Origin of the sequence: Qipengyuania sp. ABI-127-1 (genome assembly GCA_022953095.1) — a bacterium.
In the GTDB taxonomy this organism is placed as follows: Bacteria; Pseudomonadota; Alphaproteobacteria; order Sphingomonadales; family Sphingomonadaceae; genus Qipengyuania.
In genome coordinates this window covers 49,412-67,079 of the sequence record JALJCR010000002.1, presented here as the reverse complement: position 1 = coordinate 67,079, position 17,668 = coordinate 49,412, and the positions used below count along the sequence as shown (strand labels likewise).

Annotated in this window: 17 protein-coding genes and 2 tRNA genes; 10 read left to right on the top strand and 9 right to left on the bottom strand. The window is 62.8% G+C overall.

The window, feature by feature from the left end; genetic code table 11:
- Positions 1-3 precede the first annotated feature (3 nt).
- The gene (locus MUY37_RS09795) at positions 4-1,371 is read left to right on the top strand and encodes a cation:proton antiporter (RefSeq protein WP_499195201.1); all 1,368 of its coding nucleotides are present in this window, start codon (positions 4-6) and stop codon (positions 1,369-1,371) included.
- 73 nt (positions 1,372-1,444) lie between these two features.
- On the opposite strand, the gene tig is transcribed toward MUY37_RS09795, so the two are convergent.
- Both tig and MUY37_RS09785 read right to left on the bottom strand, forming a co-directional pair.
- Positions 1,445-3,022: a trigger factor gene (gene tig / locus MUY37_RS09790; RefSeq protein ID WP_499195200.1), complete on the bottom strand. Its 1,578-nt coding sequence runs from the start codon at positions 3,020-3,022 to the stop codon at positions 1,445-1,447.
- A gap of 63 nt (positions 3,023-3,085) precedes the next feature.
- Positions 3,086-3,170 (bottom strand) — tRNA-Leu (locus tag MUY37_RS09785).
- A gap of 150 nt (positions 3,171-3,320) precedes the next feature.
- On the opposite strand from MUY37_RS09785, the gene MUY37_RS09780 reads away from it, so the two are divergent.
- Positions 3,321-3,605 carry a DUF3297 family protein gene (locus MUY37_RS09780; protein WP_499195199.1) on the top strand — a complete coding sequence of 95 codons (285 nt, stop codon included), beginning with the start codon at positions 3,321-3,323 and terminating at the stop codon, positions 3,603-3,605.
- Here MUY37_RS09780 and MUY37_RS09775 read toward each other — a convergent pair whose 3' ends face one another.
- Complete coding sequence (locus tag MUY37_RS09775; RefSeq protein WP_499195198.1) at positions 3,606-4,187, bottom strand: CHAP domain-containing protein; 582 nt, start codon at positions 4,185-4,187, stop codon at positions 3,606-3,608.
- 120 nt (positions 4,188-4,307) lie between these two features.
- Here MUY37_RS09775 and der point away from each other — a divergent pair, with 120 nt between their 5' ends.
- From der to MUY37_RS09760, 3 genes are all read left to right on the top strand, one after another.
- Positions 4,308-5,741, top strand: a complete 1,434-nt coding sequence (der, locus tag MUY37_RS09770) for a ribosome biogenesis GTPase Der (protein WP_499195197.1) — start codon at positions 4,308-4,310, stop codon at positions 5,739-5,741.
- Positions 5,741-6,238, top strand: a complete 498-nt coding sequence (locus tag MUY37_RS09765) for a DUF2721 domain-containing protein (RefSeq protein WP_499195196.1) — start codon at positions 5,741-5,743, stop codon at positions 6,236-6,238. The genes der and MUY37_RS09765 overlap by 1 nt, the downstream gene beginning before the upstream one ends.
- Positions 6,239-6,363: 125 nt before the next feature.
- A complete protein-coding gene (locus tag MUY37_RS09760) occupies positions 6,364-6,570 on the top strand; it encodes a hypothetical protein (RefSeq protein ID WP_499195195.1) in 207 nt (68 codons plus the stop codon).
- 6 nt (positions 6,571-6,576) lie between these two features.
- Here the strand turns inward: MUY37_RS09760 and bfr are convergent, their stop codons facing one another.
- The 4 genes from bfr to MUY37_RS09740 form a co-directional block, all read right to left on the bottom strand.
- A complete protein-coding gene (gene bfr / locus MUY37_RS09755) occupies positions 6,577-7,068 on the bottom strand; it encodes a bacterioferritin (RefSeq protein WP_067696711.1) in 492 nt (163 codons plus the stop codon).
- A 125-nt stretch (positions 7,069-7,193) separates the two neighbouring features.
- Positions 7,194-7,382, bottom strand: a complete 189-nt coding sequence (locus MUY37_RS09750; protein ID WP_499195194.1) for a (2Fe-2S)-binding protein — start codon at positions 7,380-7,382, stop codon at positions 7,194-7,196.
- 179 nt (positions 7,383-7,561) lie between these two features.
- Complete coding sequence (locus MUY37_RS09745; RefSeq protein WP_499195193.1) at positions 7,562-8,851, bottom strand: DUF418 domain-containing protein; 1,290 nt, start codon at positions 8,849-8,851, stop codon at positions 7,562-7,564.
- Positions 8,852-8,911: 60 nt separating this feature from the next.
- Positions 8,912-10,018 (bottom strand): SPOR domain-containing protein, encoded by a 1,107-nt coding sequence (locus MUY37_RS09740; protein WP_499195192.1) that lies wholly within the window; start codon positions 10,016-10,018, stop codon positions 8,912-8,914.
- A 231-nt stretch (positions 10,019-10,249) separates the two neighbouring features.
- On the opposite strand from MUY37_RS09740, the gene MUY37_RS09735 reads away from it, so the two are divergent.
- Genes MUY37_RS09735 through MUY37_RS09725 form a run of 3 tightly spaced genes read left to right on the top strand, consistent with a single transcriptional unit; the run spans position 10,250 to position 12,855 of the window.
- Positions 10,250-10,966, top strand: coding sequence for an AAA family ATPase (locus tag MUY37_RS09735; RefSeq protein ID WP_115417806.1), 717 nt, complete (start codon positions 10,250-10,252; stop codon positions 10,964-10,966).
- 24 nt (positions 10,967-10,990) lie between these two features.
- Positions 10,991-11,506, top strand: coding sequence for a hypothetical protein (locus tag MUY37_RS09730; protein ID WP_499195191.1), 516 nt, complete (start codon positions 10,991-10,993; stop codon positions 11,504-11,506).
- Between the two features lie 38 nt (positions 11,507-11,544).
- A complete protein-coding gene (locus tag MUY37_RS09725) occupies positions 11,545-12,855 on the top strand; it encodes a tetratricopeptide repeat protein (protein WP_499195190.1) in 1,311 nt (436 codons plus the stop codon).
- A gap of 67 nt (positions 12,856-12,922) precedes the next feature.
- Here the strand turns inward: MUY37_RS09725 and MUY37_RS09720 are convergent, their stop codons facing one another.
- A complete protein-coding gene (locus tag MUY37_RS09720; protein ID WP_499195189.1) occupies positions 12,923-14,152 on the bottom strand; it encodes a dihydroorotase in 1,230 nt (409 codons plus the stop codon).
- Positions 14,149-15,174, bottom strand: a complete 1,026-nt coding sequence (locus MUY37_RS09715; RefSeq protein ID WP_499195188.1) for an aspartate carbamoyltransferase catalytic subunit — start codon at positions 15,172-15,174, stop codon at positions 14,149-14,151. The genes MUY37_RS09720 and MUY37_RS09715 overlap by 4 nt, the downstream gene beginning before the upstream one ends.
- Before the next feature lie 103 nt (positions 15,175-15,277).
- Between MUY37_RS09715 and sppA the strand changes: the two genes are divergently transcribed.
- Both sppA and MUY37_RS09705 read left to right on the top strand, forming a co-directional pair.
- Complete coding sequence (gene sppA / locus MUY37_RS09710; protein WP_499195187.1) at positions 15,278-17,161, top strand: signal peptide peptidase SppA; 1,884 nt, start codon at positions 15,278-15,280, stop codon at positions 17,159-17,161.
- A 68-nt stretch (positions 17,162-17,229) separates the two neighbouring features.
- Positions 17,230-17,304, top strand: a tRNA-Val gene (locus tag MUY37_RS09705).
- The last annotated feature ends 364 nt before the right edge of the window (positions 17,305-17,668 follow it).

Here is a 17,668-nt window from a genome sequence, read left to right as displayed (position 1 = left end):
CCCATGGAACTCGATCCGCGCATCTTGATGTTCGTCGTGTTCGGCGCGGGCCTGACCCTGGCCGTCGCGCTGGAACGTTGGCTGGCGCGCTTCTGGCTCTCGCTGCCGATCATTTATGTCGCCGCCGGATATGTCATCTGGTCGCTGCCGCTGGGCCTGCCGCACTTCAACCCGACAGTGGATGGATTCGATGCCCTCACACTCGAATATGCGACCGAGTTCATCGTTATCGCATCACTCATGGCGGCCGGTATTGCGATCGACCGCCCGGTGAGCTGGGCCAATTGGCGCCAGATCTGGCCGCTTCTCGTCATCGCCATGCCGCTGACGATAACGGCAGTGGCTTTGCTGGGATGGTGGGCACTGGGCCTGGCCCCGGCCAGCGCCATCCTGCTCGGCGCGGCGTTGGCCCCCACCGATCCGGTGCTTGCGCGCAGCGTGCAGGTTGGTCCCCCTGGCGAAGACCAGCGCCACGATGTTCGTTTCAGCCTGACGGTGGAAGCCGGACTGAACGATGGGCTGGCCTTCCCTTTCACCTATCTCGCCATCGCCGCCGTGGGAATGACCGCGCTGGGAGGCTGGACGCTGGAATGGGCCGCGCTCGACCTCGGCTGGCGGATCGTGGCGGGCTGCCTTGTCGGATGGCTCGTGGGCCGGGTCGGTTCGTGGTACGTCTTCGAGCGCGAGGCCGACGCGTCGATGGAGGATATCGACAAGGGAAGCGAAGGCTCAGACCGCCCCATCTACTCGACCAGCGAGGGGCTAATCGTGCTTGGCACATTGCTGCTGGCGTATGGACTGGCGGAACTGACCGAAGGCTATGGTTTCCTTGCGGTCTTCGTCGGCGCAGTTACGATGAGACAGCGCGAGAACCGCAGCCGATATCACAAGATAAGCCACCACTTCATCGACCAGATCGAACAGATTGTGCTGGTGGCCGTCCTGTTCGGGTTCGGCGCGATGCTCGCTAGCGGTGTGCTCGAAGCGCTGACCTGGCCAGCCGCATTGGTAGGCATCGCTCTGATCTTCGTGATCCGGCCGCTCTCTGGATTGCTGGCGGAAATGAACTGCGACCTTCCGATGATCGGCAAGCTTGCTGTCGCCTTCCTCGGCGTACGCGGCATGGGTTCGATCTATTATCTTGCCTATGGTCAGAACAGCGCCGACTTCGCGCAGATCGACCTGTTATGGGCAACGGTGAGCTTTGCCATTCTGCTGTCGATCGTGATTCACGGCGTTTTTTCCGGACCTTTCATCCGGCATGTCGAGAATCGCCGCGCGCATATCCATGCCGGGCAAGATAGCAGTATGGCATCCCTGTCACCCGACGGTCCCGACCTCGAAATCGAAAAATCGGCGAAACCGGAATAAGGGCGATCCACAAGACAAGGGGCGGCGAACCGAAGTCCGCCGCCCCTCGCATATACGTGCAGCTCGTGTGTACTTATTTCTTGGCAGCGGCCTTCTTGGCTGGAGCCTTCTTGGCCGCCGGTTTCTTGGCAGCCGCCTTCTTGGCCGGTTCCTTATCGTCCGCCTTCTTCGCAGCCGCCTTCTTGGCGGGAGCCTTCTTGGCCGGGGCCTTCTTCGCAGCGGGCTTATCGTCGGTCTTCTTTGAAGCGGCCTTCTTAGCCGGAGCTTTCTTGGCAGCAGCCTTCTTGGCCGGAGCCTTCTTCTTGGGCTTTTCCTCGGTGGTTTCTTCCGCCTCGATCGCCGCTTCGAGCTCCTCACGCGTCACTTCGCGGTCGGTGATATCGGCCTTGTCGAACAGGAAGTCGACGACCTTGTCTTCATAGAGCGGCGCGCGCAACTGGGCGGCGGCCATCGGCTCCTGCTGGACGTACTGGACGAACCGCTCGCGGTCTTCGGCGCGATATTGCTGGGCCGCCTGCTGGATGAGCATGTTCATCTCGTTGGCATTGACCTCGACACCGTTCTTCTGGCCGATTTCCGAGAGCAGCAGACCAAGGCGGACACGACGTTCGGCGATGTTGCGGTAATCGTCCTTCTCGTCTTCCATTTCCTTGAGCATGGCTTCGGCGTCGTCCGACTGTGCGGCTTCCTGCTGGAGCTGCGCCCAGATCTGTTCGAACTCGGCATCGACCATGCCCTGCGGAACCGGGAAATCGTGACCGGCGGCCAGCGTATCGAGCAGCTGGCGCTTCATCTGCGTGCGGGTGAGACCGGCAGTTTCCTGCTCGAGCTGGCCGCGCAGCAATTCCTTGAGCTTGCCGAGGTTCTCGAGGCCGAGGTTCTTTGCGAATTCGTCGTCGATCTTGGTGTCGGTCGGGACCTTCACCTGCTGGACGGTGACATCGAACTCGGCTTCCTTGCCCTTCAGGTTTTCCGCCGGATAGTCTTCCGGGAAGGTCACAGTGATGGTCTTTTCATCACCGGTCTTCACACCCGTCAGCTGTTCTTCGAAGCCGGGGATGAACTGGCCCGAACCGATTACCAGCGGGGTGTTCTCGGCCTTGCCGCCTTCGAATTCGGTTCCATCGACGCGGCCGACGAAATCGATGATCAACTGATCTCCGTCCGCGGCCTTCTTGGTCTTCGCGGCATCCTTGTAGCTCTTATTATTCGACGCGATCCGCTGGACCGCTTCGTCGACCTGCTCGTCGGTCACAGGAACGGTCAGGCGCTCGAGCTTGAGGCCATCGGTTTCGGGAGCTTCGATCTCGGGGAGGATTTCGACCTCGACGCTGAGCGAAGCGTCCTTGCCTTCTTCATAGCCTTCTTCGAGCTCGACCTTGGGCTGCATGGCGGGGCGCAGCTTGTTTTCCGCCATCACCTTGTCGACCGATTCGCGGATCACGTCGTTGACCGTCTGCGCGTGCAACTGCTCGCCATGCATCTTGCGCACGAGGTTAGCCGGCACCTTACCCGGGCGGAAACCCGGCATTTTCACCTGCGGAGCGATCTTCTTCACTTCGCTGTTGACGCGCTCGTCGATTTCCTTGGCCGGAATGGTGACGGTGTAGGCGCGCTTGAGGCCCTCGTTGGCGGTCTCTTTGATCTGCATGGGTTGAAACTCGTGACTTTCCAAAAGCGATTATGTGCGATGGGGCTTTGCGCCGGGCGAAACTGGTGCGGGCGAAGGGACTCGAACCCCCACATCTTGCGATACTGGTACCTAAAACCAGCGCGTCTACCAGTTCCGCCACGCCCGCTAACCCGAACGAAGCCGCGCGAACGGCGCAAACCTTCGCGTGTAGGCGCGTGCCTCTAGTAGAGAGCGACGCAATGCGCAAGCATGCTGGACGTAGCTCTCGACCAATTGCTCTTGCCGGGCGCCGCAGCGCAGATTAGGGGCGCGCGCCATGAGCGAAGAAACCAAAAGCCAGACCCCGCCCGATCGCCTTTCGGTCAACCCGCGAAGCGAGTACTTCGATGCAGACGTGCTGCAACGCGGCGTCGGCATACGGTTCAAGGGCAGGCAGCGCACCGATATCGAGGAATATTCGATTTCGGAAGGATGGGTGCGGGTTCAGGCAGGCAAGACCGTAGATCGAAAAGGCGATCCGCTGACTCTCAAGCTCAGTGGCCCTGTCGAGGCATGGTTCGAAGATTTGGGCGAGGAACCGCCCGTCTCGAAGGCCGACTGATTAGTCGGCGTAGGCGGCGAAAGCGCTGAGGAAGCGTTTCGAGGTCTGTTTGCGTGCCGGTGCCATCGCGTATTGTACGCGCGGTTGCTGCGGCCTGCGGTCCGAATAGATGAAACCTTCGACCGGCCAGGCAGTCGTTCCGACCTTGCCGAGCGGCGCATACCAGACGCGAACTTGGCTCCAGTCATTCGCGGGCGAGACATCGACTGCCAGCACGTCCTTCTCGATCTGGCCACGACGACCGTTGATCGGCGACCAATTCGCATGGTCGAGCAGGATCCGGCGTGAATCGAGCACCTGGCTAACGGCGGCAACGTGGCCCAGTTGCATGCTGCGATGCGGGCGGAAAGCCATCACCGCACCGGGGCGCGGCGCAGTGCCGGTCGCATAGCGCCCCTGAGCCTGGTCCCACCAGGTGTACGCATCGCCATAAATCTGGATGCCGGAGACCTCCCGTGCATAGGGAACACACTGGAGATAGGCCTCCAGTTCGGTATCGCTCCGTGCGAAACCGTCGAAATCTTCCGCCACGGCTGGCGCGGCAAGAACGAGAAGGGCGTATGCGGCAAGGTTCTTCCTCATACCGGCAGGAATATGCCGGTCCCCCTTATCGCCGCCCTTCCGCTTACAGTTAACACGGGTTAACCGGATGGGCGGTGCCGCTTGCAATACGGCGCGCAAAGCGCCACTTGCCGCGCCATCATGGTACCTTCCTCTGCCAAACCCACGGTGATCATCATCGGCCGCCCCAATGTCGGCAAGTCGACGTTGTTCAACCGCCTTGTCGGCAAACGCCTTGCGCTCGTCGACGATCAGCCCGGTGTGACACGCGACCGCCGATTTGGCGATGCGACGATCGCCGGGCTCGAATTCCAGGTGGTCGACACGGCCGGTTGGGAAGACGACGACCCCGAAAGCCTGCCCGGCCGGATGCGCAAGCAGACCGAAATCAGCCTCGAGGGGGCGGATGCGGCTCTCTTCGTTTTCGATTCGCGCGTGGGGCTGACCCCGCTGGACGAGGAAATCGCGCGCTGGCTACGCGAACAAGAAGTGCCCGTCGTGCTGGTCGCCAACAAAGCCGAAGGCAGCCAGGGCGATGCCGGCATCTACGAGAGCTTTTCCCTCGGCTTCGGCGAACCCGCCGCGATCAGTGCCGAACACGGCGAAGGCATTGCCGATTTGTTCGATCATCTCTGGCCGATCATCGGTGCCAAGGCGGAAGCCGCCGAGATGGAAGCGCAGATCGACGAGGAAGACGAGGAAGCCTTGTTGGCTGGCCCGCTCAAGCTGGCCATCGTCGGTCGTCCCAATGCCGGCAAATCGACACTCATCAACCGGCTGCTGGGGGAGGATCGCCTGCTGACCGGCCCCGAAGCCGGGATCACCCGCGATTCGATCACGATCGACTGGGAATGGCCCGATCCCAAAAGCGGCGAGATGCGGGAAATCCGCCTGATCGACACCGCAGGCATGCGCAAGAAAGCGCAGGTGGTCGAAAAGCTCGAAAAACTCTCGGTTGCCGACGCGCGCCGGGCAGTCGATTTCGCCGAAGTCGTAGTCCTGCTGCTCGATGCGACACGTGGGCTCGAATCTCAGGACCTCAAGATCGCCAACATGGTACTCGAGGAAGGCCGCGCGCTGATGATCGCGATCAACAAATGGGACGTGGCCGAAGGCGCCAGCGCCCTGTTCAACGGCATCCGGGACGCGCTAAACGAAGGGCTTGCGCAGGTCCGCGGCGTTCCGCTCTTCGCGGTCAGCGCGAAAACCGGCAAGGGGCTCAACCAGATGCTCGGCGCAGCCTTCGAATTGCGCGAAGCCTGGAGCCGCCGCGTGCCCACTGCCGCGCTCAACCGGTGGTTCGATGATGCTCTGGAAGCCAATCCGCCGCCAGCCCCCGGAGGCCGCCGCATAAAGCTGCGTTACATCACGCAGGCCAGCACCCGCCCGCCTCGATTCGTGGTCTTCGGTACGCGCCTCGATTCGCTACCGAAGAGCTATGAGCGTTATCTGGTAAACGGCATCCGCGCGAAGCTCGGCTTCGAGGCAGTGCCGGTGCGCGTCGTCCTCAAGAGCCCCAAGAACCCCTATAACGCAAATAAGGGCGGCGGTGGCAATTACAGCGGGGAGCATTAGTGCTGCTGGATATCTTAACCGCCCTGCCCGGCAGCGAGCTGCTAGAACGGACCAGTTCGACCCTGCGCGTACAGCAAGTGGTTCAGCTCAGCCTTGCACCGGCCTTCCTCCTGGCGGGGATCGGCGCGGTGATGAACGTGATGACGAACCGCTTGATCTGGGTTGCCAACAGGATCGAACGGATTATCGAAGCAGGCGAAGATGGCGATATCGCGGCCTTGCGCCGGGAATTGCCTGCCTTGGAACAGCGGCGGATTTACGCCCAGCGCGCGGTGATGTTCAGCACTGCGTCCGCGCTCGCCATCAGCATTGTGATTGTATTGTTGTTCGTCAGCGCATTCGTGGAGACTGCGCTTGGCTCGCTCGTGTCGGCTGTCTGGGTAATCTGCATGGGACTGCTGGTGGCCGGCCTGGGATCTTTCTGGATGGAAACGCGCACTGCGGCACGGCGCAACCGCGAACGCATGCGCGAGCGGCGCAAAGCCGCGATGCCGTAACGCCCTGCCGCGCAGAACAAACCTGTAGCGGCCAGCCGCAGTCAATTCCGCGACGAGTAGCGCGATCGTGTCGGGCGGGGTTCATCTACCCATGCGATAAAGCCGCCTGAAAAAGGAGGCGAAGGATGAACAAATTCCGCGTTTCAATTCACGATGGCGAAATGCCGGGCGCCACACCCATCGCCCTGGAAGCGCTCGATATCGCTACCGCTTTGACTATCGCCGATATCAATGTCGGCGCGGGCGATGCGGAAATCTGGGACGGCGGGCGCCGCCTTGCCCGGCTTTCAAAGCATGGCGGCCACTATGCCACGTTCTGGCGTGTCACGTGAACGCGGTCAGCCGTCTTCGCCCTCGCCTGCGGGTTTGCTGTTGAGCTGGACATAGTTTTCCAGCCCCATGCGGGCGATCATGTCGAATTGCGTCTCGAGGAAATCGACATGCTCTTCCTCGCTTTCGAGGATGCGCTCGAAGATCTCACGCGTGGTATAGTCGCGTACTTCCTCGCAATAGGCGATCGCGTCCTTGAGCAAGGGGATCGCTTCCATTTCCACTGCAAGGTCGGCCTTGAGAATTTCTTCCACCGTTTCCCCGACCTTGAGCTTATGGATCGCCTGGAAGTTGGGAAGCCCGTTGAGGAACAGGATGCGCTCGGCCAACACGTCGGCGTGCTTCATCTCGTCGATCGATTCGTGGCGCTCATATTCGGCGAGCTTGGTCACGCCCCAATCGGCGAGCACCCGGTAGTGGAGCCAATATTGATTGATGGCGGTCAGTTCGTTGGTGAGCGCTTTGTTAAGGAACTCGATAACCTTTTGATCGCCCTTCACGGCCCTGACTCCTTACTACTGAACAGGGAGCCCCTATGGGCCTTCAGGTGGCGGGTTGGCAAGGGCCAGATCGTCGAAAAGTGACGGAATTCCGTCAGTTGCGAGCGATTTGCGTTAGCGGGAGATCAGGCTGCTGCGGGTATGAATCCGAACTCGCGTTCTTCTTTCAGGATATCATCGGCCTCGTCGAGGCACGAGCCGCAACAGGGGGCCTTGCCCAAAGCCGCGTAGCAGGCTTCCGCATCGCCCGAAACGTGACGCGCCGCACGGCGCAGTTCGTTTTCGCGGATCGCATTACAGATGCAAACGTACACTCGAAAACTCCTGCGATTGATTCGCAAGAGCATATCTAGTGCGAGTCGTTCTCAATAGCAAGCGCCTCGGCTGCATGGCGTGGCCGGATTGGCCGAAACGAACCAGCGAAAGGGATGGATATGCCGCACGCGGCATTTCTCCGCTCCCTTCCCGCGAGGGGCGGGAGAGGCAATCGCCTTCACCGGCGCAAGGGCAAGAGCTTCCGGTAAGTCAGGCAGCGCCACACCCATTCGAGCGGACCGAACCGGAGGTGTTCGAGCCAGGGCTTGGACCACAGCAGCATCAACACCCATGTGAATAGCATCACAAGATACAATTCGCTGCGTCCGAGCGCTCCGAACAAACCCAAACCCCAGCCGTGGAACACAAGCAGCATGAGGATCGACGTACCGAGATAATTCGAGAAAGCGGCACGGCCTGCCGCCGAGACGCGTTCGGCCAGCCCGCCGCTGACCGTCTGCCCCCACAAGGCCAGCAAAGCAACGAGACCGAGAATGGCCAGCGCGCGGGGAAGCATCGAAAAGCCGACCATTGCCGCCAGCGTGCCGTAATACGTCAATCCGCCACTCTTGGCCCACAGCGCCACCGGCACGGTCAGGGCGGTTCCGACCACCAGTAGCGCCCAACCCCATTTGCGCTGACGTCCGGGATCGACCCCGCCATCGAACAGGCCGTAGCGATAAGCCGCCATGCCGATCAGCATCAGCGGAAGCGTTTCGAACCAGAACAGGAACAGATAAAACGGCAGATCACCGCCATGATCGGAGATATTGTGCGAAACCCATGCGCCATAATTACCGCTGGAGATCAGTTGAGTCTCGAGTTCGCCATCCGCCAGATCGGCTTGCTTTTCCTCTTCCAGTTCCCGGGCCATTTCGGAATAGGCCGGATTTTGCCCGACTTCGGTATCCGCGACGGCGGGGAGAAAGCCCACGAATCCGCCGTAAAGCAGGCATCCGCCCAAATAGCCGAGCACGCCGAGCACGAGCTGCTTGCGGCGAGACAGGGCCACGAACAACAGGCCCGCAAGCCCTGCACAAGCGTAGAGAAAAAGAATGTCGCCGCGCCAGATGAAGAAATAGTGCAGCAGACCGATCACACCGAGCCAGAACAGTCGCTGGACCTGTAACCAGACCCCCTGCCCGCGCGCCCAGGCCTTTTCCAGGAACAGATACATTCCAGCGCCGAACAGCAGCGAGAACAGCCCGCGCATTTTCCCGTCGATCAGGATGAATTGCCCGACCCACATCCACTCCTCCGCCTCGCTGTGCGGAACGGTGAAAGCATCGGGAAACATATAAGCCGGCATCGGCTGACCGAAAGCGACGATATTCGCCGCCAGAATACCCATGACGGCAAGCCCACGGATGAAATCCAGGCTTGCGATTCGCCGACTGGCTGACACTGCGAGCGGTAAGGCCGGTCCGGTTGCGCCGACCTCCGGCCTGGATGTGTATGCCGTGCTCATGCGATCTCCTCCCGTATCGCCGCATTAGCACGGTCAACCACTTTGTGAAACGGATTGCAGTTATCGAGTAACCAGGCAGCCCTGACCGCTGCGCTTCAGCGAAGCACAGGCTGCGTTAGCCTCGGACCGTGACGCATAGCCACCAGCCAAAAGCCTGGTCAGGCGGCCGGATTTGATCAGCAGACGCTGACGCCCGGCTATTTCCGCGCGGCCCGATAGCTGGCTCCATAAGCGCTCGGCATTTCCAGGAACGCCGAAGGCCCCCAACTGGACTTTCCACGGCCCCTCGGACGCGGCGACTCGCGTGGCCGGTACTGGCCGCGGTTCGGCAGGCGCAGGCGCGCTCGACACTGCCACCGCTTCGCGGGACAGCGCTTCCTCTTCCTGTCGCGCGATGACCGTCGGGCGCGACGCGGGCAAAGTATAGTCCGCCCCTGCCGCACCGGCGCCTGTGGCTTGGCTGCCCCCCTGCGGCGTTCCGGCGGGACGCGTGACCGGCGGCTGGCGGGGCGGCGTCGCTGCGGACCCGCTCGGCGCGTCGGTTGCAAGGGCGAGATCGACTGCGGCAAGCTCACGCGCCCTGGCGGCATCCGCTTCGGCCTTGAGCGATGCGGCAAGCGGTTGAGCCGCCTGGCGATCCTCCAGCGGAATGTGCTCGTCCATTTGCGCAAGGGCACCGCGCGCCTGGGGCAGGCCGGCAGAGTTCGCCAGGGTCAGAAGCGCATAGGCCCGACGCCAGTCCTTCTCCACCAGATCGCCGTTGAAATGCGCAATACCGAGAATGTACTGGGCACGCGGGTCGCCGCGCATCGCCGCCGCGGATATATAAGGCAGTGCCTCTTCGCGTGCACCGCGCTGGAACAATAGCAGGCCGTAATTGTCGGCGGCCTTGATATGCCCCTGCGCTGCTGCCTTGGCATAGAGCGCTTCGGCCTGTTCGGTATCGATTTCGACCCCGCGCCCCAGACGATAGGCCTGTGCCATGTTGAACTGCGCATCGGGATCGCCCTGTGCCGCCGGCCCCGCCCATTCGCGCACGGCGGAGGCGAAATCGCCCCGCGTCCATGCATCGACACCTGCCTTGACGTCCGCCTGCGCGGGGCTGGACGCCAGGCCCGCGGCCAGCGCGGCCGCGACCTTCCAAGCTGCTTTCGACAATCGTGGCATAGCGGAACCCTTCCCTGCGGCGGCGCGCGCAAACGCGCGGTATCGGCAGCACCCTATAGTAAATCACCTGTTAGCAAAATGTTGCCAACAAATCATCGCCATCCGACCGGGTCTTCACACGTCCCGGTTAACCCAAAATTAGGGGTAGTCTGCGATTGCCAGGATGAAACCGCTGCGAAAACTTGCAGCACATTTGACTGGAAACAGGCGCAAACCCAGGGGGACCAAGTCTTGCGTGTACTGGCATTGGCATCGCAGAAGGGCGGATCGGGCAAAACCACGCTCTCGGGGCATCTGGCCGTCCAGGCGCAGCGCGCCGGAGCCGGACCCGTGGTTTTGATCGACATCGATCCACAAGGCTCGCTGGCCGACTGGTGGAACGAGCGCGAGGACGAGTATCCCGCTTTCGCCCAGACCACGGTCGCCCGCCTCGCAAGCGATCTTGCGATCCTCCGCCAGCAGGGCTTCAAGCTTGCCGTACTCGACACGCCGCCAGCCATTACCATGGCCATTCAGTCCGTCATCTCTGTGGCTGAACTGATCGTTGTGCCGACCCGCCCCAGCCCGCACGATCTGCGCGCCGTCGGGGCCACGGTTGATCTGTGCGAACGCGCCGGCAAGCCGTTGGTCTTCGTCGTCAATGCCGCGACACCCAAGGCCAAGATAACGTCGGAAGCCGCCGTTGCGCTGTCACAGCATGGCACGGTCGCGCCCATCACGCTGCATCACCGCACCGATTTCGCCGCCTCGATGATCGATGGCCGCACGGTCATGGAAGTGGATCCGGAAAGCCGCAGCGCTGCTGAAGTCACGGCCCTGTGGAAATATATCGCCGACCGTCTGGAGAAGAACTTTCGCCGCACGATCTTCGCCGCACCGCATGCGCAATCCGCACTGCCCGGTGTCCACCGTCCTGCCGGCGGCTTCGGCCGTCGCGTAGCCCAGTAAGCCCGGAAAGGCGGAGGCCGCCAGATGTCTGACGCCAATTTCGCTTCTCTTTCCTCGACCCTCTTGGCACGCAAGGGCGGCGCGAAGCCGGCCATGCGCCCCCAATCGGGCGTTCCGGGTCCCGTCGACGGCAAGGAAGCCGCCGCCAATCTGGAAGATCTGGGTTGGAACGACCTGGGCGACGACGAAGAGGGTGCGACCCGGCCGGCGCCCGAGAAAGTCGTGGCCATCGCTCCGCAGGCCGCAAACGAAGCCCGCGCGCCCAATCAGGTCCGGGAATCCCTCGACAAGATCCAGGCGCAACTCGACACGCCGACCCGGGTCAGGCCGCCCATTCGGAAATCCGCCTTGGCACAAGGCAAGCGCGCGGCCTTCACACTGAGGCTCGACCAGGAACGTCATCTCATGCTGCGCCTCGCCTGCACCGTACGCGGTCGCAGCGCGCAGCAATTGGTGACGGATGCGCTCGACGCATTGCTGGCCGAAATGCCGGAAATCGCAAGCCTCGCCGCCCAAGTCCAGCGCGGTGGGACCAAATGAACATCAACGACGTGGGATCGCCTTCGAGGGGGTTTAGAATGAGCATCGAGACGAAAGCCAGAAACAAGCGGTTCGTCCAGCTCGCCGTGACCACGGCGCTGGCGACCACCGCACTTACGGCATGCACCGGCAAGACCGCGCCCAGCCACGCCTATTCGGCTGAGCACGCGGAAAAGGCACTCGCAAAAGGCAAGGCTTCCAAGGCCGTGCAACATGCCGAGGCAGCGGTCCTCGCCAATCCGCGCGAGGGCCATACCCGCACATTGCTGGCCAATGCCTATCTCAAGGACGGGCGCTTCGCTTCCGCCGCGAGTACCTTTGCGGAAGCGATCGAACTCGGCGATACCGCGCCGCGTACGATTATCAGCTATACGCTGGCACAGATCGCCATCGGCGATCAGGTCGGCGCCCTTACCACTCTAAATCGCTTCGAAAGCGCGCTCGACCCGGCCGATTTCGGTCTGGCAATCGCTCTCGCGGGCCGCCCGGACCAAGGTGTCCATGTGCTGAGCAACGCGCTGCGCGCTGGCCAGAACACACCCAAGGTCCGGCAGAATCTCGCCTATTCTTACGCTTTGCAGGGGAACTGGCGCGCTGCACGGGTCATGGCTGCGGAAGATGTGCCCGCTGGCGAGGTCGGCGACCGGATGGCCCAGTGGGCCGCCATGGTGCGCCCGGAAGCGTTTACCGCCCGCGTGGCAAGTCTGCTGGGCGTGACGCCCCAGGCAGATCCCGGGCAGCCGAGAATGCTCGCGCTGATCAATCACCCGAGCGTGGACATGCTGGCCGCTGGGGACGCTACCGAGCTTGAACCTGTTACCGAGGCCTCGGCACGTGACTTCGCCTTCGCCGGGGAACTGCCTCCGGTCGAGTCCGAGAGCGCAAGTGACGACAGCGCAGATGCGGCCCTCGCCGATGCAGCTCTCGTCCCCGCCGCCGGGGCCACTCGCTTCGTAGCGAAAGAGATCGTACAGCAGACGCCCGCTTCCACCCCGAAACGCGCGGCTTCGCGGACGACTAGCCCCGCGACGTCGGCACTTGCCGCCGGGGGTGACTACAATGTCCAGCTGGGCTCCTACTTCTCGATGTCGGACGCCAACGAGGCTTGGAAGCAGTTTCGCAAACGCTATCCCGAACTGGAAGATTCAGAACGCGTCATCACCAAGGCGCGCGTGAACGGAAAGATCTACTACCGCGTGGCCGCCGCCGGTTTCGCCAAGTCGGCGGCACAGTCCATGTGCAGGACGGTCAAGGGCAAGGGCGGCGGGTGCATTGCCTATGCATCGGCACGTCCGCTCCCGGGTGCCATCAACGTGGTCAAGAACGACGTGCGGGTCGCAGCGCGCTAACAGGCGCATCCACCGTACCATCGAGCGCCCCCGTCCGGAGCGATCCGGGCGGGGTCTTTCCTATCGCCTAGCTGTCGATCCGGACACCGCCTTTGTACAGGCTGGTGACACGGCCCTGGGTGGGCTGCCCGTCGAATGGCGTATTGCCTGCAGTCGCTTCCATTCGGGCACTCTGGATAACCCAGGGCTTGTCCGGATCGATCACCGCGATGTCCGCCTCGAATCCTTCGGATACCCGGCCCGCTTCGACGCCGAGTATCTCTGCGGGTTTCGCCGCGACGAGTTCGAAAGCGCGGGACATATCGATCACCGCGTCGCGCACCAGCGACAATGTCATCGCCAGCAGCGTCTCGGCCCCGGCCATACCGGGCTCGGCATCGGAGAATGGCAGGCGCTTGTCTTCCGGTCCGCGCGGGTCGTGCCCGCTCGCGATCACGTCGATGGTTCCGTCGGCGATTGCCTCGCGTACGGCCTGGCGGTCATCCTCGCTGCGCAAGGGCGGCGACAGGCGGGCGAAGGTACGAAAATCGACCGTCGCCAGGTCGGACAGCATGAAGTGCGCGGGTGTGACGCCGCAGGTCACACCGGCTCCGCGCGCCTTCGCATGGCGGATGATGTCGAGCCCCGCCCGCGTCGTCACTTGGCGGAAGTGGATCCGGGCACCGGCCATTTCCGCCAGCGCGACATCGCGCATCAAGGCGATTGCTTCCGCCTGTGCTGGCGCGCTGGGCAAGCCGCGGCGCGTGGCGAATTCGCCAGCGGTTGCCACTGCCTGACCAACGAGAGCAGCATCTTCGGCATGCGCGATCACCACCATGTCCAGCATGGCGGCGTATTGGAGCAGGCGGAGCATCACGCCCGAATCGGCTATCCACTGGCGCCCGGTTGCGACGCCGCGCGCCCCGGCCTCGCGCATCAGAGCCAGCTCGGCGATCTCGCGCCCCTCCATGCCGCGCGTCGCGGCGGCCAGCGGGTGGACCCAGAAATCGGGCTTGCCGCTCTTCGAGATGTAGGAAACCCGGCTCGGCAGGTCCAAGGGCGGCGCCTGATCGGGCATGAGTGCCGCCCGCGTAACTCCGCCGAAATGAAAGGCCGGCTTGTCCACGGCAAATACGCCGAGATCAACCAGGCCCGGGCCGACCAGTTTGCCAGCGGCGTCGACGATCTCGTCACCATCCTGCGCCTCTTGGCCGACCGTGTCGATACACCCGTCGACCAGCCTTACGCAGCCGTCGACCAGCCCGTCAGAGGTGACCAGCTTGCCGCCGACGATGGTACAGGGGCGCAACTGCTTCATGCTGCCTCTCCCCAACCATCGACACCCCGGGCGCGGCGCGTAAGCACGTCGAGGGCCGCCATGCGGATCGCCACTCCCATTTCGACCTGGCGGGTAATGATCGAACGATCGATCATATCGGCGACCTCGCTGTCGATCTCGACCCCGCGGTTCATCGGCCCCGGATGCATGACCAGCGCGTCCTTGCCCGCGCGATCGAGCCGGGTCTTCGTCAAGCCGTAGAGATGATGATATTCGCGCGCCGAAGGGATGTACTGCCCGCTCATGCGTTCGGTCTGGAGGCGCAACATCATCACCACATCCGCCCCGTCGAGCGCCGCGTCGAAATCGTGGTAGGCTTCGGCCCCCATGGTTTCGATCCCGGCGGGCATCAGCGCAGGCGGTGCACACAGGCGCACTGTCGCACCGAGCGCTTGCAGGCACAGCAGATTGGACCGTGCCACACGGCTATGCAGGATGTCCCCGCAAATCACGATCTTCAGTCCGGTGAAATCCTCCGCCGTTTCGCCGCGATCGCGCAGCGCGTGGCGTAATGCCAGAGCATCGAGCAGCGCCTGGGTCGGATGTTCATGCTGGCCGTCGCCGGCATTGAGAACCGGGCAATCGACCTTGTCGGCGATAAGCTGGGTCGCACCGCTCGATCCATGACGGATCACGATCGCATCCGCGCGCATGGCGTTGAGCGTGATCGCCGTATCGATCAGCGTCTCGCCTTTTTTCACGCTCGACTGCGCGGCGTGCATATTGACGACATCGGCGCCCAGTCGTTTGCCCGCAATCTCGAAGCTGAGCAGCGTGCGGGTCGAATTCTCGAAGAAGGCGTTGATCACCGTCAGGCCCGAAAGCAGCCCTTCATGCTTGGTCGGCTGCCGGTTCAGCGCCACCCATTGCTCCGCCTCGTCGAGAAGGAAGAGGACCTCATGTCGTTCCAACTGACCGATACCGATCAGGTCGCGGTGCGGAAAGGCGAGCGCACCCGCCGGGTAGCGGGCCTTGTCGGGCGAGGATTCCGTCGATGTCATTGAGGCCACGCCCTTAGTCGACGTCTATCGACCGCTCAAGCGCTTTCCAGTGGAAATGCGGCGCCCGTTTCCCTAACCCGGAAGCAATAGGAGATTTTTGCATATGGGTTTCGCCGGGAAAGTATGGCGCCTGCTGGTCGGCATCAAGGACGGGCTGGTCCTGATCCTCATGCTCTTGTTCTTTTCCGCGCTGTTCGCGATTCTGACGGCCCGGCCGAGCCCCGGCGCGGTTCGCGAAGGGGCGCTGGTGATGGATTTGTCGGGCATCATCGTGGAGGAACGTAGCGAGGTCGATCCTTTCGCGGCGCTCCTGTCCCAGCAGGCGCCCATCGGCGAATTCCAGGCACGCGATCTCGTCCGCGCGCTCGACGCCGCCGCGGCCGACCAGCGGATCGAAGCCGTGGTGCTCGATCTCGAAGGGTTTCTTGGCGCTGGCCAGGTCCACCTGACCGAAGTCGGCGCGGCCTTGGATCGCGTCCGCGCCGCCGACAAACCCGTTCTCACTTACGCCACCGCCTATACCGACGATGCCATGCTTCTGGCCGCTCATGCGAGCGAGGTCTGGCTCAATCCGCTGGGCGGGGCCGTGATCGCCGGCCCCGGCGGAGATATCCTTTTCTATAAGGGTCTGCTCGACAAGCTTCGGGTCAATGCCCGGATCTACAAAGTGGGCGAGTATAAAAGCGCCGTCGAACCCTATGACCGCACCAGCCTGTCCGAACCCGCGCGCGAGAATTACAGCGCGCTGTTCGCCACATTGTGGGAAGAATACCGCGCCAATTTCAAAAAGGCCCGCCCCGCCGCAGATATCGAACGGGTAACGACTCAGCCGGTCGAATGGGTAGAGGCCGCGAGCGGCGATCTCGCCACGGCGGCGCTTGAGGCAGGCCTCGTCGATAAGCTTGGAAGCCGCGCGGATTTCGATGCGCGCTTGGTCGAACTGGTGGGCGAGGACGATTGGGGAGACGGCCCCAATGCCTATCCCCACACATCGCTGGGCGCGTGGTTACAGGACAATCCGGCCCCCACTTCGGGTAGCGCCATAGGTGTCGTTACCGTGGCAGGGGAGATCGTCGATGGCGACGCCGGACCGGGCATTGCCGGTGGCGACCGGATTGCCGATCTGCTCGACGAAGCGCTCGATGACGATTTGAAAGCCCTGGTGGTGCGGGTCGATTCACCCGGCGGCTCGGTCCTAGCGAGCGAGGCGATCCGCGAGGCGATTCTGCGCCACAAGGCGAAAAACATCCCGATTGCCGTTTCGATGGCCAATGTCGCGGCCAGTGGCGGCTATTGGGTATCCACGCCCGCGGACCGCATTTTCGCCGAACCGGAAACGATCACGGGCTCGATCGGCATTTTCGCCGTTATCCCGACCTTCGAAGGCACCGCGGCCGAAATCGGAATCACCACTGACGGCGTGAGCACGACGCCGCTATCGGGCCAGCCCAACATCATCGGCGGTTTCACGCCGGAGGTGGATGCCATCGTCCAGGCCTCCATCGAGAACGGGTATGAGGATTTCCTCAGCCGTGTGGGCGGCGCGCGCAATCTTTCGCGCGATCAGGCCGACCGGATCGGCCAGGGTCAGGTCTGGGATGGCGGCACCGCGCGGCAGCTCGGGCTCGTCGACCAGTATGGCGGAATGGACGAAGCCCTGGCCTGGGCCGCCCAGCAGGCCAATCTGGAGGACGGCGACTGGCATGCCCAATATATCGGCACCGAGCCCAGCCCCGCCGATACGCTGCTGCGCAGCCTGCTGATCGGGGAAGGCGAAGAAGCGGCGGAAGGGCGCGATGTCGCCGGGCTGATCGCGATGCGCCAACAGGCACAAATCGCCCGCATCAACGCCGATGTCGACCGGCTGATGGGCGCGCGCGGGATGCAGGCGATGTGCCTCGCCTGCCCTTCGGTCAAAGACCGCGTCGCCAGCCCCGCCCGGCTCGACGGTTTGCTGGCGAAGCTGGTGGCCCTCTTCGCACGATAGCAACGCTTGCATTGGCGCGCATCGCGGCGTAAAGGCGCGCCCCTGTCCGGTGCCCGAGCATCACGGACGGGCGCGTAGCTCAGTGGTAGAGCACACCCTTCACACGGGTGGGGTCGCAAGTTCAATCCTTGCCGCGCCCACCATCTTTTCAATGGCTTAGGCCCCGCCAACACCCAATGTATGAAACGAGCATGAAAAACTCGGGTGGACGATTTGGGCGACACCTTCTGAGAATCTGATGCAGTTTGGCAACAGGAAGCATGAGCTCCTGAGGCCTCTTGTGAGCATTTGATCTGGCGTGAAAGGCAGCTTTGCGTCCCAATATCGGTTGTTGAGGCTCCCTCGCCAATCGCCTGGTAGCGGACATGAAGATTGCAAGGTCGTCGCCCTTGCCTCGGGGATCATGCGAAGCTGATTGCAAACAAAATCCCGCCTGAAACTTGCAAATTCCGAAGCCCGGACCCAAATGGTTGCTGTGCAAGAATGAGGAGCAAGGCACCGATGAAC

Excerpts from the sequence above, each read along its gene's own strand:
- MUY37_RS09740 (WP_499195192.1), bottom strand. The coding sequence starts at position 10,018 with ATGCCACGATTGTCGAAAGCAGCTTGGAAGGTCGCGGCCGCGCTGGCC.
- MUY37_RS09775 (WP_499195198.1), bottom strand. The coding sequence starts at position 4,187 with ATGAGGAAGAACCTTGCCGCATACGCCCTTCTCGTTCTTGCCGCGCCA.
- MUY37_RS09760 (WP_499195195.1), top strand. The coding sequence starts at position 6,364 with ATGAACAAATTCCGCGTTTCAATTCACGATGGCGAAATGCCGGGCGCC.
- MUY37_RS09715 (WP_499195188.1), bottom strand. The coding sequence starts at position 15,174 with ATGACATCGACGGAATCCTCGCCCGACAAGGCCCGCTACCCGGCGGGT.
- MUY37_RS09725 (WP_499195190.1), top strand. The coding sequence starts at position 11,545 with ATGAGCATCGAGACGAAAGCCAGAAACAAGCGGTTCGTCCAGCTCGCC.
- MUY37_RS09745 (WP_499195193.1), bottom strand. The coding sequence starts at position 8,851 with ATGAGCACGGCATACACATCCAGGCCGGAGGTCGGCGCAACCGGACCG.
- MUY37_RS09795 (WP_499195201.1), top strand. The coding sequence starts at position 4 with ATGGAACTCGATCCGCGCATCTTGATGTTCGTCGTGTTCGGCGCGGGC.
- MUY37_RS09730 (WP_499195191.1), top strand. The coding sequence starts at position 10,991 with ATGTCTGACGCCAATTTCGCTTCTCTTTCCTCGACCCTCTTGGCACGC.
- tig (WP_499195200.1), bottom strand. The coding sequence starts at position 3,022 with ATGCAGATCAAAGAGACCGCCAACGAGGGCCTCAAGCGCGCCTACACC.
- MUY37_RS09780 (WP_499195199.1), top strand. The coding sequence starts at position 3,321 with ATGAGCGAAGAAACCAAAAGCCAGACCCCGCCCGATCGCCTTTCGGTC.
- der (WP_499195197.1), top strand. The coding sequence starts at position 4,308 with ATGGTACCTTCCTCTGCCAAACCCACGGTGATCATCATCGGCCGCCCC.
- MUY37_RS09720 (WP_499195189.1), bottom strand. The coding sequence starts at position 14,152 with ATGAAGCAGTTGCGCCCCTGTACCATCGTCGGCGGCAAGCTGGTCACC.
- sppA (WP_499195187.1), top strand. The coding sequence starts at position 15,278 with ATGGGTTTCGCCGGGAAAGTATGGCGCCTGCTGGTCGGCATCAAGGAC.